Source organism: Pseudomonas monteilii, assembly GCA_001534745.1.
GTDB classification, from domain to species: Bacteria; Pseudomonadota; Gammaproteobacteria; order Pseudomonadales; family Pseudomonadaceae; genus Aquipseudomonas; species Aquipseudomonas alabamensis.
The window spans coordinates 753,533-769,094 of sequence record CP013997.1 but is presented as its reverse complement, the minus strand read 5'-3'; the positions used below and the strand labels follow the sequence as shown (position 1 = coordinate 769,094).

Below are 15,562 nucleotides of genomic sequence, written 5' to 3'. Positions count from 1 at the left end.
CCGTGATCCTGCGACCGGCAGGACCCTAAGCCAGTCCCTTGGCCTCGTCAATCGACCGCTCAGCGCTTATCGGTGGACGGCAGAAATACCGCCAGCACGCCGAACAGCGGCAGGAACGAACACAGGCTGTAGACGTACTCGATACCCCGCAGGTCGGCCAGGTAGCCCAGCAGCGCCGCGCCGATCCCGCCGAAACCGAACATCAGCCCGAAGAAAATCCCGGCGACCATGCCGACATTGCCCGGCACCAGTTCCTGGGCATAGACCACGATCGCCGAGAACGCCGAGGCGAGGATGAAGCCGATGATCAGGCTGAGCACCGTGGTCCAGAACAGGTCCGCGTAGGGCAATGCCAGGGTGAACGGCGCCACGCCGAGGATCGAGAACCAGATCACCGCCTTGCGCCCGATACGGTCGCCGATAGGCCCGCCGAAGAAGGTTCCGGCGGCCACCGCGCCGAGGAACAGGAACAGGTGCAACTGCGAGCTGGCCACCGTCACGCCGAACTTCTCGATCAGGTAGAAGGTGTAGTAGCTGGTCAGGCTGGCCATGTAGAAGTACTTGGAGAACACCAGTAGCCCGAGCACGCCCAAGGCGAGCACGACCCGCTGGCGCGACAGACCATGGCTGGCCTGCTGCCCCTGACGGGCCTTGAACTGATTGAGGTGATCCTTGTACCAGCGGCGCAGCAGCAGGGTCACGCCGAAGAAGAACAGCCCGGCCAGGCCGAACCAGGCCACGTGGGTCTGCCCGAACGGAATCACGATGGCGGCGGCCAGCAAGGGGCCGAACGCCGAACCCGCGTTGCCACCGACCTGGAAGCTGGACTGCGCCAGGCCGAAGCGGCCCCCGGAAGCCAGCCGGGCGATGCGCGAGGTTTCCGGGTGGAAGGTCGAGGAACCGATGCCGACCAGGGCCGAGGCCAGCAGGATCATGGGGAAACTGCCGACGAAGGCCAGCATGACGATGCCCACCAGGGTGCACAGCGTGCCCAGGGGCAGTAGGTTGGGGTTGGGGCGCCGGTCGGTGTAGAAGCCGACCCAGGGCTGCAGCAGCGAAGCGGTGATCTGGAACGTCAGCGTGATCAGGCCGATCTGGGCGAAGCTCAGGTCGTAGCTGGCCTTGAGCATCGGGTAGATCGCCGGCAGCACCGACTGGATGAGGTCGTTGATCAGGTGCGCCAGGGCACAGAAGGTGATGATGCGCATCACCAGCGGCTGGGCGGAATTCGCCGTACCGGTGCTGGCGGTGGAGGTGCTGCTGGTGGCCATTGGCGTGGATTCCCGGCGCAGGTAGGGAAGCGGATTATCGGGAATCGGTCCGGAACATCGCTACTGTTTTCTTGCGTGCGTGGCGCCCGGGCAGCAGCGCTTGCCCTCCTCTTAAGGATGTCTAGCCCCGTGCTACTCGTCGGACAACCCTTGTCCAGGCGGCTAAGCGGTTGAAACCGTGCAAATTTTTTTGAGAGGAGTGTTGACACAGGCCCCGCACGAGGGAATAATGCGCGCCATTGGCTACATAGCTCAGTTGGTTAGAGCATAGCATTCATAATGCTGGGGTCCGGGGTTCAAGTCCCTGTGTAGCCACCAAATCCGAAAAGGGCTTACCGCAAGGTAGGCCCTTTTCTTTTGCCTGGAAAAAAGTGACACGGACTCGACGTCACCCAGCGCACTCCTCATCCTATGCCATGCTCTCACGCTTCTCACGGATAGGCGCCCTGTCGCACTATGCGCGCGGCCGCCCAACCGTGCGGTCCTGACAAGGAATCGAGCATGACGAAATCCGCTTTACCGGGCCTCGCCGCCCTCGCCTTCTGCGGCCTGGCCATGGCCGACGCGCACATCGACCTGGGCGACGCCCAGCGTGTCACGCGCCTGTTCGGCTTTCCCAACAATTGCCATGTGATCTGCTACCGCGACTGGACGCTGGAACAGACCGTCGAGCATTACCTGACCCAGAGCGTACGCCGCGACGGCTATGCCAACGCCCAGGTGCAGGTCCGCCGCGACCACGATCACCTGCACGCCACCTTCAGCGAGGTGCCCGCCCACTATGCCGAACCGCTGCGCAGGCTGCTCGACAGCGGTGAGCTGGCCTACGACGGCGCCACCCGGCTGAACAAGGACGGCAAATGGTCCTATGACTGGTACCTGTTCCTGCCGCTAGGCATGGCCCTGCAAAATCGCCGCAGCATCGAACTGCTGCATTTCCCGCCCGACTATTCGCTGACCCAGGCCCAGGACTACCTGCGCTCCAGCACCACCGACCGCTGGGCCGAGCTGTTGACCTTCAATGGCGTGGAGGCCGACCAGACGCCGGCGTACCAGACCATCGTCGACATCGCCCCGATCGCGGCACCCGCCAGCGCAGGTGCCGCCCTGGCGGACACCTACGGCTACTTCAAGGACTACCAGGTGCGCATGGTCCGCGAGATGACCCTGCAGAGCGCTGCCAGCCCGTTGCCGATGGTCGCCTTCGGTGCTCCCGTGCACACCTGGATCGAGCAGCAGTATGGCCCCAAGGTCGGCGTGCTGGACCTGGTCAGCATCAGTCCGCAACCCGGTGCACACGTGCCGGTGCTGGGGGCCAACCACCCCAGTGCGATCTGGTACGCGGCGAACAAGAACAGCCATGGCGGCGATCAGGACGCAGCCGACGTGGCGGGCCTGAAGATGATGGGGCAGGACCTGACGGCGGCTTGCTGGCAGGCGGGCATGGGGCGCGACCTCCAAGCCGATGCCAGGCAGACGCTGGAGGCCTGCTCGACCCGCTGGCAGGTCACGCAGAGAAAACAGACGTGCGAGCTGTTCTTCCGCACGGTGCGCACCTACACGCCCGAGCAGGCGGCGGCCAAGTGCAACACGGGCGAGATGACGCGACGCCTGCGCGATCTGCGCGAGCCGATCTAGCGTCCAATCGCCCTGTGGACAGCGAGGCCTGACCGAGACACGTCAAGCCTTCGTGCCTGCCTCCACCGGCCGCAACCGGTACTGCGCAGGCACTTGGTCGATCCCTTCGAGGGTGGTGTCCAGGCTCTTCCAGCGGCCATCCTTGATGCCGTAGATGCAGCCATGGATCGACAGCGGCTGACCCCGGTGCCAGGCGTTCTGGACGATGCTGGTGTGCGCCACGTTGGCCACCTGCCGGATCACGTTCAGCTCGCACAGGCGGTCGACGCGGGCTTCCTCGTCCTCGAGCACCGCCAGTTCGCCACGCTTCTCGTAGTACAGGTCGCGGATCGAGCGCAGCCAGCCATCGATCAGGCCGAACTGGCGATCCTGCATCGCCGCGCGCACGCCCCCGCAGCCGTAATGCCCGGTCACCAGGATGTGCCGGACCTTGAGCACGTCCACCGCGTACTGGATCACCGACAGGCAGTTGAGGTCGGTGTGCAGCACCACGTTGGCGACATTGCGGTGCACGAACAGATCGCCCGGCAGCATGCCGACGATCTCGTTGGCCGGCACCCGGGCATCGGAGCAGCCGATCCAGAGAAACTCCGGGGTCTGCTGGCGCGCCAGTTTGGCGAAGAACTCGGGGTCGCGCGCGTTGATCTCGTCGGCCCAGCGGGCGTTGTTGTCGATCAGTTCCTGCAGGTCATGCATGGTCGTGCCTCGTCAGTGCAGCAGCGTCATCGGATCAGGCTTCGAGCAAGGTGCAGGCCATCACCAGCGCATCCTCGCGGCCACCTGGCGCGGGATAGTAGTCGCGGCGGCGACCGATCTCGTTGAAGCCATAGCGTTCGTACAGGCGATAGGCCGACTGGTTGCTGGCCCGGACTTCGAGAAAGCACTCACGCCCGTTCAATGCCCAGGCCCGGGCCATCAGATGCTCGAGCAGGCGCAGGCCGAGCCCGCGCCCCTGGTTCTCCGGCTTGACGGTGATGTTCAGCAGGTGCGCCTCGTCGATGATCACGTTGATCACGCCGTGCCCCACCTGCTGCTGGCCATCGAACATCAACCAGACCTCGTACGACTTGAGCGCATCCTGGAAGATGCCGCGGGTCCAGGGATGGCTGAACGCGGCATACTCGATCTTCAGCACGGCATCCAGATCCGCCTCGGTCATCGGGCGGAAACTGATCGATTCACTCATTCATTGCGTTCCAGCGCGCCATCAGCTGGCGCATGGCTTTCCAGACGTCCGCCTTGCGCTGCGGCTCGTCCATCAACAGTTCAAGACCCGGCAAGGCCCAGGCATCGCCCAGGCCGTCGATCGGTAGTTCACGGTAATACGCCTGCTCGTCGGCCTGCCCGGCGAACCGGATCGCTGGCAGGCCGATCAGCCACAGGCATGCGCAGGGCGACTCTTCGAGGCGTGCCTGGATGAATCCCTGGACGAAATCCTGCGCCGCCTCCGGCCCCTGGTCGAGGTTGCCGCGCATCAGCAGCGGCCAGCGCACCGGCTCGCCGATGATCTGTGGCGCGTCCGACAGGCCGGCGGCGCGCAGCATGTCCTTGAGCAGCAGGTAGGACGGGTCGCGACTCTGGAACGGCTGGCCGGTGGCCAGCTCCACCAGCAGCAGGCAACGCCCTGCACGCAGCAGTTGCAGGGCAAAGCGCGGGGGTGGTGTCTGCACCGGGCGCGGCGCGGGGCTGGGGGCCTCGGCAGGCGCTACCGCCGCCGGCTTGGCGAGCGCGGCAGGCCGCGGGATCTCGATCTTCGGGCGCTCGCCGCTGCGGGCCTGTGGCGCAGCGCTCGGGCGCGGCCCGGGTGCCGCCAGGGGCACCGGCTCGACGCTCGGCCTGTCGGGCACGCTCGGTGGCGCCACCGGCATCAGCAACTCGGGCCGCGAGGGCGCCGCGAACGGCAGTTCGGCGCGCGGCAGCCAGTGCACCACCTGCATGGCGTTCAAATAAGCGCGGCGGCGAGACTCGGTCAGCACGGCACGGGTCATCCAGGGTCAGCGAACGGTCGGCCATTCTACCGCCGTTGCCGCGTGCGCGCCGCACTGGATCGATGGGAAACCCGCCGTAACGACCAGGGGGTGAAATCCTGCCCCTGCGATACAGTACAATTGGCGCTTTTGACCTGGCAGCGAGCCGACCGTCGATGATCGAACCCAAGCGCGTCCTGCGCGCCCTCGCCGAACACTGGGCCCTGCTCGAACCGCTGTGCGCCCGCTTCGACCAGGGCACCCTGAGCCTGGTGGAACTGCGCCAGCACCTGGCCCGCCAGCCCGGCGAGGCGACGCCACAGGACGTCACCCACCTGCTGGACCTGTGGATCCGCCTGGACATCCTGGTGCCCGTGGCGAAAAGCCCCAATCGCTTCGAGCTGAACGCGCAGATCCATGACTTCCTGGCCTACCTGCGCCGCGAGCACCGGCTGGGCCTGTGCCTAGAGATCGAGGCCTACCTGCGTCACCTCGAACGCTTGGCCGGGCACATCCAGGACGCCTTCGAAACCCGCGATCGCGATGACCTGGCCCGGCAACTGCGCCTGCTCGACATGCGCGTGCGCGACGTGCTGAAGAAGCTCGACAACGACGAGCAGGCGCTGGTGGCGGTGGCCGAGCGTGCCAAGACCCGCGACCGGCAGATCCCGCTGCGCCAGCGGTATGCCGAGGTGCTGGCGACCTGGGACGAGTACGTCGAGCCGATGATCCAGCTGGTCAACGCCGACGGCGCCTTCGAGCAGGGCGTGCGCAAGGTCGAGACAGTGCTGCTGCACCTGCTGAGCGAACAGGCGCGCCTGGGTCAGCTGGTCGACGATGACCGATTGCTGCGCACCCATGCGCGGATCCTGGAGATGCAGACCAGCGCGCAGCTGACCCTGCGTCATGCCCGCGAGCTGCTGCTGCCCCTGCGCGAGGAAGCCCGCCGGCACAACACCGTGACCCGGGGCGCGGCGCTGGCCTTGGCGGTGATCCGGCGCAAGGGGCTCGACGCCCTGCCCCACGCCGCCCTGCCGTTGTTCACCCGGCCGCAGAGCACCTTTCTCGGCAGCGCCAGCCAAGTCGAGGCCTACGTCTATGCCCTGGCGCGTTTCGAGCCCAAGCCGGCGCGCTTTCCCAAGGCGCACAAGACCGACAAGGACGCCCCGGCCAAGGCACCGCGCACGGTCAAGGAAATGCTCGACCGTTGCGAGCAGGCCCTGCCGCTGCCCGACCTGATGAGCTGGCTGCTCGAGCAGGAGCCGGAAGGCGAGACCGACGAGCTGCTGTACTGGTTCTCGCGCCTGTCGCGCGAAAAGCGCTTTCAGCGCGAGCGGCTCGAGCGCCGCGACTACTTTACCCATGAACACAAGGTCAGTCTGCGCTCGTTCGCCCTGACCTCCCGTCGCGCGCCTTTGCCCGACGCCACGCCAGGCCCTGTCCATGCATCTTGATCTTTCCGAACTGTCCCAGCTCGCGCCTCTGTTCCGCGAGCTGTACAAAGGCTTCCACATCAGCCGCCGCGACCCGGAGCTGTACGCCCAGCTGTCGACGTTCCAGGACGCCTACCGGACCCTGTTCAAGGCCCTGGGCTTCGAGCTGGTCTGCGACACCCGCGGTTTCTACTACTTCGTCCCGGAACAGGCCGCCGCCCACGTCAACAAGACGGCCCAGCGCCTGTCGCTGATGACTTTCATTCTGGTGGAGCACCTGGCCGACCAGGGGCGCGACCCCATCGCCGTGCTCGACGGCGGCAGCCTGGGCCGTGACGAACTGCCCGCCCTGCTGGACAAGTACCGCGACCTGTTCGTCCAGGCCGAGGTGCAGAGCGTCGAGGACCTGGAGGAAAAGATCCTGCGGCGCATGACCCAGCTGGGGTTCGCCCATGAGGAAGGTGGCCTCTACCGCTTCCTGCCGCCGATGCACCGTTTCCTCGACGTCTGCCTGTCGGTGCAGCAGGACCGCGACCTGGCGGCCACGCTGCACAGCGACCTGCCGCTGCCGACGCCGGTCCTGGCCGAGGACGACGGGCCGACCGGCTTCGACGCCCTCGATGACAATGAAGACGACGCCTTGGCCCGCGCCATTGCCGAAGAACAGCAGGAGGTCTACCCATGAGCCAGGAACGCTACGGGATCCGCCGCTTCGCCCTGCTCAACACGGCCGGCTACAGCCTGGGGGTGTTCCCGCTGGAGGAACCGCTGTCGGTGTACGGCGCCAACAACCTGGGCAAGTCGGCCTCGATCAATGCGCTGCAGTTCCCGATCCTGGCGCGCATGTCCGACATGAGCTTCGGCAAGTACAGCCTGGAGCAGTCGCGCCGCTTCTACTTCGCCAGCGACACCAGCTACATCCTCTGCGAGCTCAACCTGCCCCATGGCCCCCATGTGATCGGCGTGGTCGGGCGTGGGCCGGGCGGCGGGTTCGGCCATCAGTTCTTCGCCTACGCCGGCGAGCTGGACCTGGCCCACTACCAGCGCGACGACACCTGCCTGCGGCAGAAGGAGCTGTTCGCCAACCTCGACCGCCACGGCCTGAAAGCCTACGAGCTCAAGCCCGACGAGCTGCGCCGCCTGCTGGTGGGCGGGCATACCTCGGTGCCGCTCGACCTGACGCTGATCCCGCTGCGCTCGACCAGCGAGCACAGCCTCAAGACCTTCCGCGCGCTGTTCATCAACCTGCTGCACATGCGCGAGATCACCGCCGCCAAGCTCAAGCAGCTGTTCCTGGACGCGTTCGAGCACAGCCTGCGTTCGGGCAGCATCGACTACATCGCCGCCTGCGAAGAAGCGTTCCGCGACGTGCGGCGCATGGAGCAGGACTACAACGCCCTGGTCGTCGCCGGGCCGCTCGTCGAGTCGCTGGCCAATGGCGTCGCCCAGCGCGACGTGCTGCGCGGCAAGCTGCACCGGCTCTCGCCGCTGCTCGACCACCTGCTCGGCACCTGGCAGGACTATGCCGTCGCCCGCAAGGAAGAACTGGTCATCCAGGCCGAGCACTATCAGCACGAGCAGGACAACCTGCAGAACACCCAACGCAACAGCACCCAGGAACTGATGCGCCTGGAGCGGGAACTGACCGGCATACAGCGCTGGCTGGGCGAGCTGTCCGTGCTCAAGCACCGCTTCGCGCTGGTGGACGACGTCAGGGTACTGGAGCAGCAGTTGCTGGCCGCCAAGGATGCCCACGACGAACTGGCCGGCGCCCTGGCGCAATCGCGCCAGTTCAGTGCCGAGGACCTGGATCAACGGGTGCAGGATGTGCAGGCGCGGCTCAAGTCGGTCCGCCAGCAGCTCGACCATGCCGACAACAACAGTTATGCCCGTCTGCGCGAGGAATTCTCCCAGCAGGACCTGGAGCGGTTGATGCGCCTGTTCAACGGCGCCTTGTTCAGTCTGCCGCTGGGCCAGGCAGGCCTTGCGCTGGATGACGGCGAGCAATGGGTCAAGACTCTCGAGCGCGTGCTGGAAGGATTCAACGGCGAGCGCTTCGAGGCACCTGGCCTGTCGATCGACCTGTCGCACATCGATCCACCGGCGTTACGGGCGCTGGTCGATCGCGCGGCCCTGCGCGAGCAGAAGGATCGTCTGGAAAAAGAACTGCACCAGCTGCAGACCCAGCAGTCGGTGAGCGCCGACCGCACCGCCAGCAAGACCCAGAGCGAAGCCCTGTACCAGGCGGTGCTGGATGCGCAGAAGGCCCTGGAAGACTATCGCCGCGCCCAGACCCTGGGCGCCGAGGAAGCCCAGAAGCTGGAACAGCTGGCCCAGCTCGAGGCGGCCCAGGACGAGCTCAAGCGCTCCAGCGACGCCTTCACCGAGCGCGTCCAGCAGCTGTCGGCCAAGTTGCAACTGGTCGGCCGACAGCTGGCGGACCTCGAGGCGCGCCAGCGCACTCTCGACGACGCCCTGCGCCGCCGTCACCTGCTGCCGGCCGGCCTGCCCCTAGGCACGCCGTTCATGGAGCCGGTCGACGACAGCCTGGACAACCTGCTGCCGTTGCTCAACGACTACCAGGACAGCTGGCAGGGGCTGCAGCGGGTCGACAACCAGATCGAGGCGTTGTACGCGCAGGTGCGCCTCAAAGGCGTGGCCAAGTTCGACAGCGAGGACGACATGGAGCGTCGCCTGACCCTGCTGATCAACGCCTACGCCCACCGCGGCGACGAGGCGCTGACCCTGGCCAAGGCCCGCCGTGCGGCGGTCACCGACATCGCCCGGACCCTGCGCAACATCCGCAGCGACTATGACAGCCTCGAGCACCAACTGGCGCTGTTCAACCGCGAGATCAACAAGCGACAGGTGTCCAACCTGCAGAGCTTCCGCGTGGTGCTGGCGCCGAACAAGGAGGCGCTCAAGCACATCGACCAGATCATCCACAGCGCCGGCCAGTACGAGGAAGGCGAGACGTTGTCGGTGTTCGACCTGAGCCAGACGGCCGAGCAGGACCACAAGAACGAGGAAGCCAAGGAGTACCTGGCCCGCCTGGTCGCCGCTAACCACAACCAGCTGGGGCTCAGGGACCTGTTCGAGCTGGCCTTCGAGATCACCAAGGTCAACGGCCAGCCGGTGATCCATGCCGACATCGATGGCGCAGCGTCCAACGGCACCACCATGACCATCAAGGCGCTGACCAACATGTACCTGTTGCTGCACCTGATGGACCGCGACCTGGCCGGACGCGTGCGCCTGCCCTACTACCTGGACGAAGCGGCGGACATCGACGAGCGCAACCAGACGGCCCTGCTCGAGACCAGCCAGCAGCTGGGCTTCGTGCCGATCCTGGCCAGCGTGAAGCCGCAGGTGTCGGCACGGGTGGCGATCGACTTGGAAGGCGGTAGCGGGCCGAACGGGATCTACCTCGACGAGGCGGACTGGAAGTACATCAGCCGCCTGGACGTGCAGGCGGGTGAGGCAGAGGACGTGCGGGCGGGTGAGGCAGAGGACGTGCGGGACGTCGAAGAAGAGGCGATGCCGGGCTGATGGGAAGCAGGCGCCTGAGAAGGCGCCATTCTTCAGAGCGATCGCACCACGGCGTTGCAGACCATCGCTCAGTCACCTGTGGGAGCGGGCTTGCCCGCGATAGCGGCGGTAGCGTCGCCGCTTCGTCAACAGGTCGAGCGCTGTCCTGTCGACTTGAGGAGGATGTAAGGGCCCTATCGCTGGCAAGCCAGCTCCCACAGGTGCCAGTGCAGCCTGCCAGCCTTTCAGCGCTGGCGACGATGCAAAGTAGCGCCTGACCGGACGCGTACGGCCCTGCCGGGGTCGTGGAATCAGCCGCCACCGTCTGCCCCGACAGGCTTCTGCTCCCATATGGAGATCGCAATCAGCTGTACTACTGTGGCGTCACTACGGGTACTGCGGCGTGACTACGGGTGTGGGAGCGGGCTTGCCCGCGATGGCGGCGGTAGCGTCACCGCTTCGTCAACAGGTCGAGCGCCGTCCTGTCGACTTGAGGAGGATGCAGGGGCCCTATCGCTGGCAAGCCAGCTCCCACAGGTGCCAATGCAGACTGTCAGCCTTTCCGGCGCTGGCGAGGATGCAGCGCTGACGCATAGGCAAAGCGGCGCCGCCGTGCGGCATCGGCCCCGCTGGGGCCGTGGAATCCGCTACCTTGGCCTAGCCCGGTACGCTCACTGCTGCGGCCATGGCGCGATCGGGATTGCCGTCACGGCGTTCTGCGGGCTGCCTTCGACGACGCGGTCGCTGTAGACCAGGTACACCAGCGTATTGCGTTTCTTGTCGAGGAAGCGCACCACCTGCATGGTCTTGAACACCAGCGAGGTGCGTTGCTTGAAGACTTCGTCGCCGTCCTTCAACTCACCCTTGAAACGGATCGGCCCGACCTGACGGCAGGCGATGGATGCCTCGGCACGGTCCTCGGCCAGGCCCAGCCCGCCTTTGACGCCCCCGGTCTTGGCCCGTGACAGGTAGCAGGTCACCCCCTCCACCTTGGGGTCATCGAACGCTTCGACCACGATCCGGTCGTTCGGACCGACCATCTTGAACACCGTCGACACCCGGCCGATTTCCTCGGCACCGGCCATCGACGACACGCTGGCCAGCAGCGCCAGGGCAAGCAGTGGTTTCAACATGATGGCCTCCTCAGACCAGTACCAGGTTATCGCGGTGCACCAGCTCTGGTTCGGCCGCATAGCCGAGCACCGTCTGGATGGCATCCGACGCCTGCCCGATGATCTTCTGCGCCTCGACGGCACTGTAGTTGGCCAGGCCACGAGCCACCTCCTGGCCATCGGGATCGACGCACACCACCATCTCGCCCCGGCGGAAGCTGCCCTGCACGCCCTTGACGCCCACTGGCAGCAGGCTCTTGTTGGCTTGACGCAGGGCCTGCACGGCGCCGGCGTCGAGCATCAGGGTACCGCGCGTCTGCAAGTGCCCGGCGAGCCACTGCTTGCGCGCGGCGAGCATGCCGCGCTCGGGTGACAGCAACGTGCCCAGGCGTTCGCCGGCCTTGAGGCGATCGAGCACGCGCTCGATCCGTCCGCCGACGATGAGGGTGTGGGCACCCGAACGGGCGGCCAGGCGCGCCGCGCGCAGCTTGGTCTGCATGCCGCCGCGGCCCAGGGCGCCGCCCGTGCTGCCTGCCACCGCGTCCAGGCTCGGGTCGTCGGCGCGGGCTTCGTGGATCAGCTGGGCATCGGGGTTGTGCCGCGGATCGGCGGTGAACATGCCGTCGCGGTCGGTGAGGATCACCAGCAGGTCGGCCTCGACCAGGTTGGCCACCAGCGCCGCCAGGGTGTCGTTGTCGCCGAAGCGGATCTCGTCGGTGACCACGGTGTCGTTCTCGTTGATCACCGGCACCACGCCCAGCTCCACCAACGTGCGCAAGGTGCTGCGCGCATTGAGGTAGCGCTTGCGGTCGGACAGGTCGTCATGGGTCAGCAGGATCTGCGCGGTGTGCTTGCCGTGCTCGCCGAAGCTCGACTCCCAGGCCTGCACCAGACGCATCTGGCCCAGCGCGGCGGCGGCCTGCAGCTCATTCATCGCGCTCGGTCGCTGGGCCCAGCCCAGCTGGCTCATGCCGGCAGCCACGGCCCCGGAGGACACCAGCACCAGTTCGACGCCCGCTTCACGCAGCGCGACCATCTGTTCGACCCAGACGGCCATGGCGCCGCGGTCCAGCCCCTTGCCATCGGCGGTCAGCAGGGCACTGCCGATCTTCACGACCCAGCGCCGCGCGCCCGTCACCTTGTCTCGCATCTTCTTCCAACCTATGTCGATCTGTAGATACCAAAACGCCGCGCCTGGGCATGGTGTCGGAGGAGGATTCGAACGGCCCACCCTCGCGGAAATCTCCCGCAGGGCCAGCCCACCTCGACCGAGCACCACGCACCAAGGCGCGGCGTTCAGTGTACTGCAACCGGTCAGTCGCGCACGTAAATGATTTCCGGACCGTCCTCGTCGTCTTCGAAGTCATCCCAATCGTCATCGTCGCCGATGTCGTGCACGCTCTTCACGCCCGTACGGCGCAGGGTGCGGGCATCGTCCAGGGCCTGCAGCTGGGCGCGGGCCTCGTCTTCGATGCGCTGATCCAGCTCGGCCATCTCCTCGGCATAGGCCGGGTCGTTGGCCAGGCGATCGGCACGGTCTTCGAGGTAGCGCATCAGGTCGTGGCTGAGCTGCTCGGTGCCCTGCTTGGCGATGGCCGAGATCACGTAGACCGGACCTTCCCACTGCAGACGCTCGACCACGTCCTTGACGCGCTCGTCGCGCTCGTCGTCCATGAGCATGTCGGTCTTGTTCAGCACCAGCCAGCGTTCGCGCTCGGCCAGCGACGGGCTGAAGCGGGTCAGTTCGTTGACGATGACTTCGGCGGCATCGGCCGGGCTGCTCTCGTCCAGCGGCGCTAGGTCGACCAGGTGCAGCAGCACGCGGGTACGGGCCAGGTGCTTGAGGAAGCGGATCCCCAGGCCGGCACCGTCCGAGGCGCCTTCGATCAGGCCCGGAATGTCGGCGATGACGAAGCTCTTCCAACGGTCGACGCTGACCACGCCCAGGTTCGGCACCAAGGTGGTGAACGGGTAGTCGGCGACCTTCGGCTTGGCGGCCGAGACGGACCGGATGAAGGTGCTCTTGCCGGCATTGGGCAGGCCCAGCAGGCCGACGTCGGCCAGTACCTTGAGCTCCATCTTCAGGTCGCGCTGATCGCCCGGCTTGCCCGGCGTGGTCTGGCGCGGCGCACGGTTGGTGCTGGACTTGAAGCGGGTGTTGCCCAGGCCGTGCCAGCCGCCCTGGGCGACCATCAGCTTCTGCCCCGGCGCGACCAGGTCACCGATCACTTCCTGGGTGGTGGCGTCGATCACCGTGGTGCCGACCGGCACGCGCAGGAACAGGTCCTCGCCCTTCTTGCCGGTGCAGTCGGTGCTGCCGCCATTGGAGCCGCGCTGGGCCTCGTGGTGACGGGTGTAACGGTAGTCGACCAGGGTGTTGAGGTTTTCGTCGGCGACCATGTAGACCGACCCACCATCACCGCCGTCGCCCCCGTTGGGGCCGCCGTTCTCGATGAACTTCTCCCGACGGAAGCTCATGCACCCATTACCGCCGTCGCCGGCTTTGACCCGAATCGATACTTCGTCAACAAACTTCATAAAAACCGCCTCTCGTCGGTGGACGAGGTGAAATGACTCAAGAACATGAGGCTCTTGCAAAAATGAGCGCGGCGACCCCCGTCAACGACCGTGGTGGCCTGTGTGGTCACACTCAGCGCCGGCAGCCCATACAAACAGCTTTGCAAGAGGCTCCGCAGAAACGAAAAAGCCCCGTCGCGTGACGGGGCTTTTCCAGCGACAACGCGATCAGGCCGCGACGACGCTCACGTAACGACGATTGAACTCGCCTTTCTTCTCGAACTTGATCACGCCTTCGATCTTGGCGAACAGGGTGTGATCCTTGCCCATGCCAACGCCGTAGCCGGCGTGGAACTGGGTGCCGCGCTGACGCACGATGATGTTGCCGGCCTTGATGACCTGGCCGCCGTACATCTTCACGCCAAGGCGTTTCGATTCTGAGTCGCGACCGTTACGGGTACTACCACCAGCTTTTTTGTGTGCCATGGTTCAATTCTCCAAAAAATTCAGGGTTCGAGGCGATTAAGCCTGAATACCGGTGATTTTGATCTCGGTGAACCACTGGCGGTGGCCCATGCGCTTCATGTGGTGCTTACGACGACGGAACTTGATGATGCGAACCTTGTCGTGACGGCCTTGCGAAATGACTTCGGCAACGACCTTGGCACCGGCGACAACGGGTGCACCGATGGTGACGTCGTCACCGTTGGCAACCAGCAGAACGCGATCGAAGGTCACGGATTCGCCGGTGGCGATCTCGAGCTTCTCGATCTTCAGGTATTCACCTTCGGCGACTTTGTATTGCTTGCCACCGGTAACAATTACTGCGTAAGACATGGTATTTCTCCGATAATCCTGCTCACCCAGCGCTTTATAGGATAAGTATTGGCTGGCATGGCTGCACAGGGCTGGAACGACCCGGTGCAATTGCGTAAGGCAGGTGCTGCCCAGGAAAGTTAGGGTGCGCGATTGTACGCAACCGGCGAGCGGCACGCAAGCCTCGCCCCGCCCGCCTGCCCCGCGTGCCTTGACACACCGGGACCCGCGACCTAGCATGCCGCGCAACCTCAATGGAGCAACCGATGCAACCCCAGACCTTCTATCGCGCGGTGGCCGAAGATTTCAGCGCCGTCGATGAGATCATCAAGCAGCAGCTGACGTCGCGTGTGCCGCTGGTATCGAAGATCGGCGACTACATCACGTCGGCCGGGGGCAAGCGTCTGCGGCCCTTGCTGGTGCTGCTCTGCGGCAAGGCCCTGGGCCGCGAAGGCGACGACCTGCGCCTGCTGGCGGCGACCATCGAGTTCCTGCACACCGCAACCCTGCTGCACGACGACGTGGTCGACATGTCCGGCATGCGCCGTGGCCGCTCCACCGCCAACGCCCTGTGGGGCAACGCACCCAGCGTGCTGGTCGGCGACTTCCTCTATTCGCGCTCGTTCGAGATGATGGTCCAGCTGGGCTCCATGCCGGTCATGCAGATCCTGTCCCGGGCGACCCGGGTGATCGCCGAGGGTGAAGTGCTGCAGTTGTCGCGGGTACGCGATGCCAGCACCACCGAAGAGGTCTACATGGAGGTCATCCGCGGCAAGACCGCGATGCTGTTCGAGGCCTCCACCCACAGTGCCGCCGCGCTGGCCGGCGCCAGCGCCGAGCAGTGCGAAGCCTTGCGCACCTTCGGCGACCACCTGGGCGTGGCCTTCCAGCTGGTCGATGACCTGCTGGACTACAAGGGCGACTCCGACACCCTGGGCAAGAACGTCGGCGACGACCTGGCCGAGGGCAAGCCGACCTTGCCGCTCATCTACACCATGCGCGAAGGCACGGCCGAACAGGCAGCCCTGGTCCGCCAGGCCATCCAGAAGGGTGGCATCGAGAACCTCGAAAGCATCCGCGCCGCGGTCGAGGCCTCGGGCGCCCTGGACTACACCGCGCGCATGGCACGCGACTACGTCGCCCGCGCCATCGCCTGCCTCGAAGTGCTGCCGGCCAGCGAATGCCGTGATGCCCTGGTGGAACTGAGCGAGTTCGCCGTCGCCCGCACGCACTGAGCGCCGGGCCTCCCGGCCTGCCTGAAATGACGTCATGCGCCCGCG

14 protein-coding genes and 1 tRNA gene are annotated in these 15,562 nt (G+C 65.9%); 6 read left to right on the top strand and 9 right to left on the bottom strand.

What is annotated here, in order from left to right:
* Positions 1-59: 59 nt before the first annotated feature.
* A complete protein-coding gene (locus tag APT63_03455; protein AMA44742.1) occupies positions 60-1,271 on the bottom strand; it encodes a Fosmidomycin resistance protein in 1,212 nt (403 codons plus the stop codon).
* Positions 1,272-1,512: 241 nt separating this feature from the next.
* Between APT63_03455 and APT63_03450 the strand changes: the two genes are divergently transcribed.
* Both APT63_03450 and APT63_03445 read left to right on the top strand, forming a co-directional pair.
* A tRNA-Met gene (locus tag APT63_03450) sits at positions 1,513-1,589 on the top strand.
* Positions 1,590-1,772: 183 nt separating this feature from the next.
* Positions 1,773-2,909, top strand: coding sequence for a hypothetical protein (locus APT63_03445; protein ID AMA44741.1), 1,137 nt, complete (start codon positions 1,773-1,775; stop codon positions 2,907-2,909).
* Positions 2,910-2,951: 42 nt separating this feature from the next.
* On the opposite strand, the gene APT63_03440 is transcribed toward APT63_03445, so the two are convergent.
* From APT63_03440 to APT63_03430, 3 genes are read right to left on the bottom strand one after another with little or no spacing between them, the layout of a single operon-like run.
* Complete coding sequence (locus APT63_03440) at positions 2,952-3,605, bottom strand: carbonic anhydrase (protein ID AMA44740.1); 654 nt, start codon at positions 3,603-3,605, stop codon at positions 2,952-2,954.
* Positions 3,606-3,639: 34 nt separating this feature from the next.
* On the bottom strand, positions 3,640-4,095 hold the full coding sequence (locus APT63_03435; protein AMA44739.1) for a ribosomal-protein-alanine acetyltransferase: 456 nt from the start codon (positions 4,093-4,095) through the stop codon (positions 3,640-3,642).
* A complete protein-coding gene (locus tag APT63_03430) occupies positions 4,088-4,885 on the bottom strand; it encodes an energy transducer TonB (GenBank protein AMA47780.1) in 798 nt (265 codons plus the stop codon). Before APT63_03430 ends, APT63_03435 begins: the two co-directional genes overlap by 8 nt.
* 167 nt (positions 4,886-5,052) lie before the next feature.
* On the opposite strand from APT63_03430, the gene APT63_03425 reads away from it, so the two are divergent.
* Genes APT63_03425 through APT63_03415 form a run of 3 tightly spaced genes read left to right on the top strand, consistent with a single transcriptional unit; the run spans position 5,053 to position 9,858 of the window.
* The gene (locus tag APT63_03425) at positions 5,053-6,330 is read left to right on the top strand and encodes a hypothetical protein (protein AMA44738.1); all 1,278 of its coding nucleotides are present in this window, start codon (positions 5,053-5,055) and stop codon (positions 6,328-6,330) included.
* On the top strand, positions 6,320-6,994 hold the full coding sequence (locus tag APT63_03420) for a chromosome partitioning protein (GenBank protein AMA44737.1): 675 nt from the start codon (positions 6,320-6,322) through the stop codon (positions 6,992-6,994). The genes APT63_03425 and APT63_03420 overlap by 11 nt, the downstream gene beginning before the upstream one ends.
* A complete protein-coding gene (locus APT63_03415; GenBank protein AMA44736.1) occupies positions 6,991-9,858 on the top strand; it encodes a chromosome partitioning protein ParA in 2,868 nt (955 codons plus the stop codon). The genes APT63_03420 and APT63_03415 overlap by 4 nt, the downstream gene beginning before the upstream one ends.
* 650 nt (positions 9,859-10,508) lie before the next feature.
* Here the strand turns inward: APT63_03415 and APT63_03410 are convergent.
* From APT63_03410 to rplU, 5 genes are all read right to left on the bottom strand, one after another.
* Positions 10,509-10,970: a hypothetical protein gene (locus tag APT63_03410; GenBank protein AMA44735.1), complete on the bottom strand. Its 462-nt coding sequence runs from the start codon at positions 10,968-10,970 to the stop codon at positions 10,509-10,511.
* A gap of 10 nt (positions 10,971-10,980) precedes the next feature.
* Positions 10,981-12,099: a glutamate 5-kinase gene (locus APT63_03405; GenBank protein AMA44734.1), complete on the bottom strand. Its 1,119-nt coding sequence runs from the start codon at positions 12,097-12,099 to the stop codon at positions 10,981-10,983.
* A gap of 164 nt (positions 12,100-12,263) precedes the next feature.
* Positions 12,264-13,487, bottom strand: a complete 1,224-nt coding sequence (gene obgE / locus APT63_03400; protein ID AMA44733.1) for a GTPase Obg — start codon at positions 13,485-13,487, stop codon at positions 12,264-12,266.
* Positions 13,488-13,694: 207 nt separating this feature from the next.
* Positions 13,695-13,952: a 50S ribosomal protein L27 gene (gene rpmA, locus APT63_03395; protein AMA44732.1), complete on the bottom strand. Its 258-nt coding sequence runs from the start codon at positions 13,950-13,952 to the stop codon at positions 13,695-13,697.
* A gap of 36 nt (positions 13,953-13,988) precedes the next feature.
* Entirely contained in the window at positions 13,989-14,303 is a 315-nt protein-coding gene (rplU, locus tag APT63_03390) for a 50S ribosomal protein L21 (GenBank protein ID AMA44731.1), read from the bottom strand.
* A 245-nt stretch (positions 14,304-14,548) separates the two neighbouring features.
* Here rplU and APT63_03385 point away from each other — a divergent pair, with 245 nt between their 5' ends.
* A complete protein-coding gene (locus APT63_03385; GenBank protein ID AMA44730.1) occupies positions 14,549-15,517 on the top strand; it encodes an octaprenyl-diphosphate synthase in 969 nt (322 codons plus the stop codon).
* Positions 15,518-15,562: the final 45 nt, after the last annotated feature.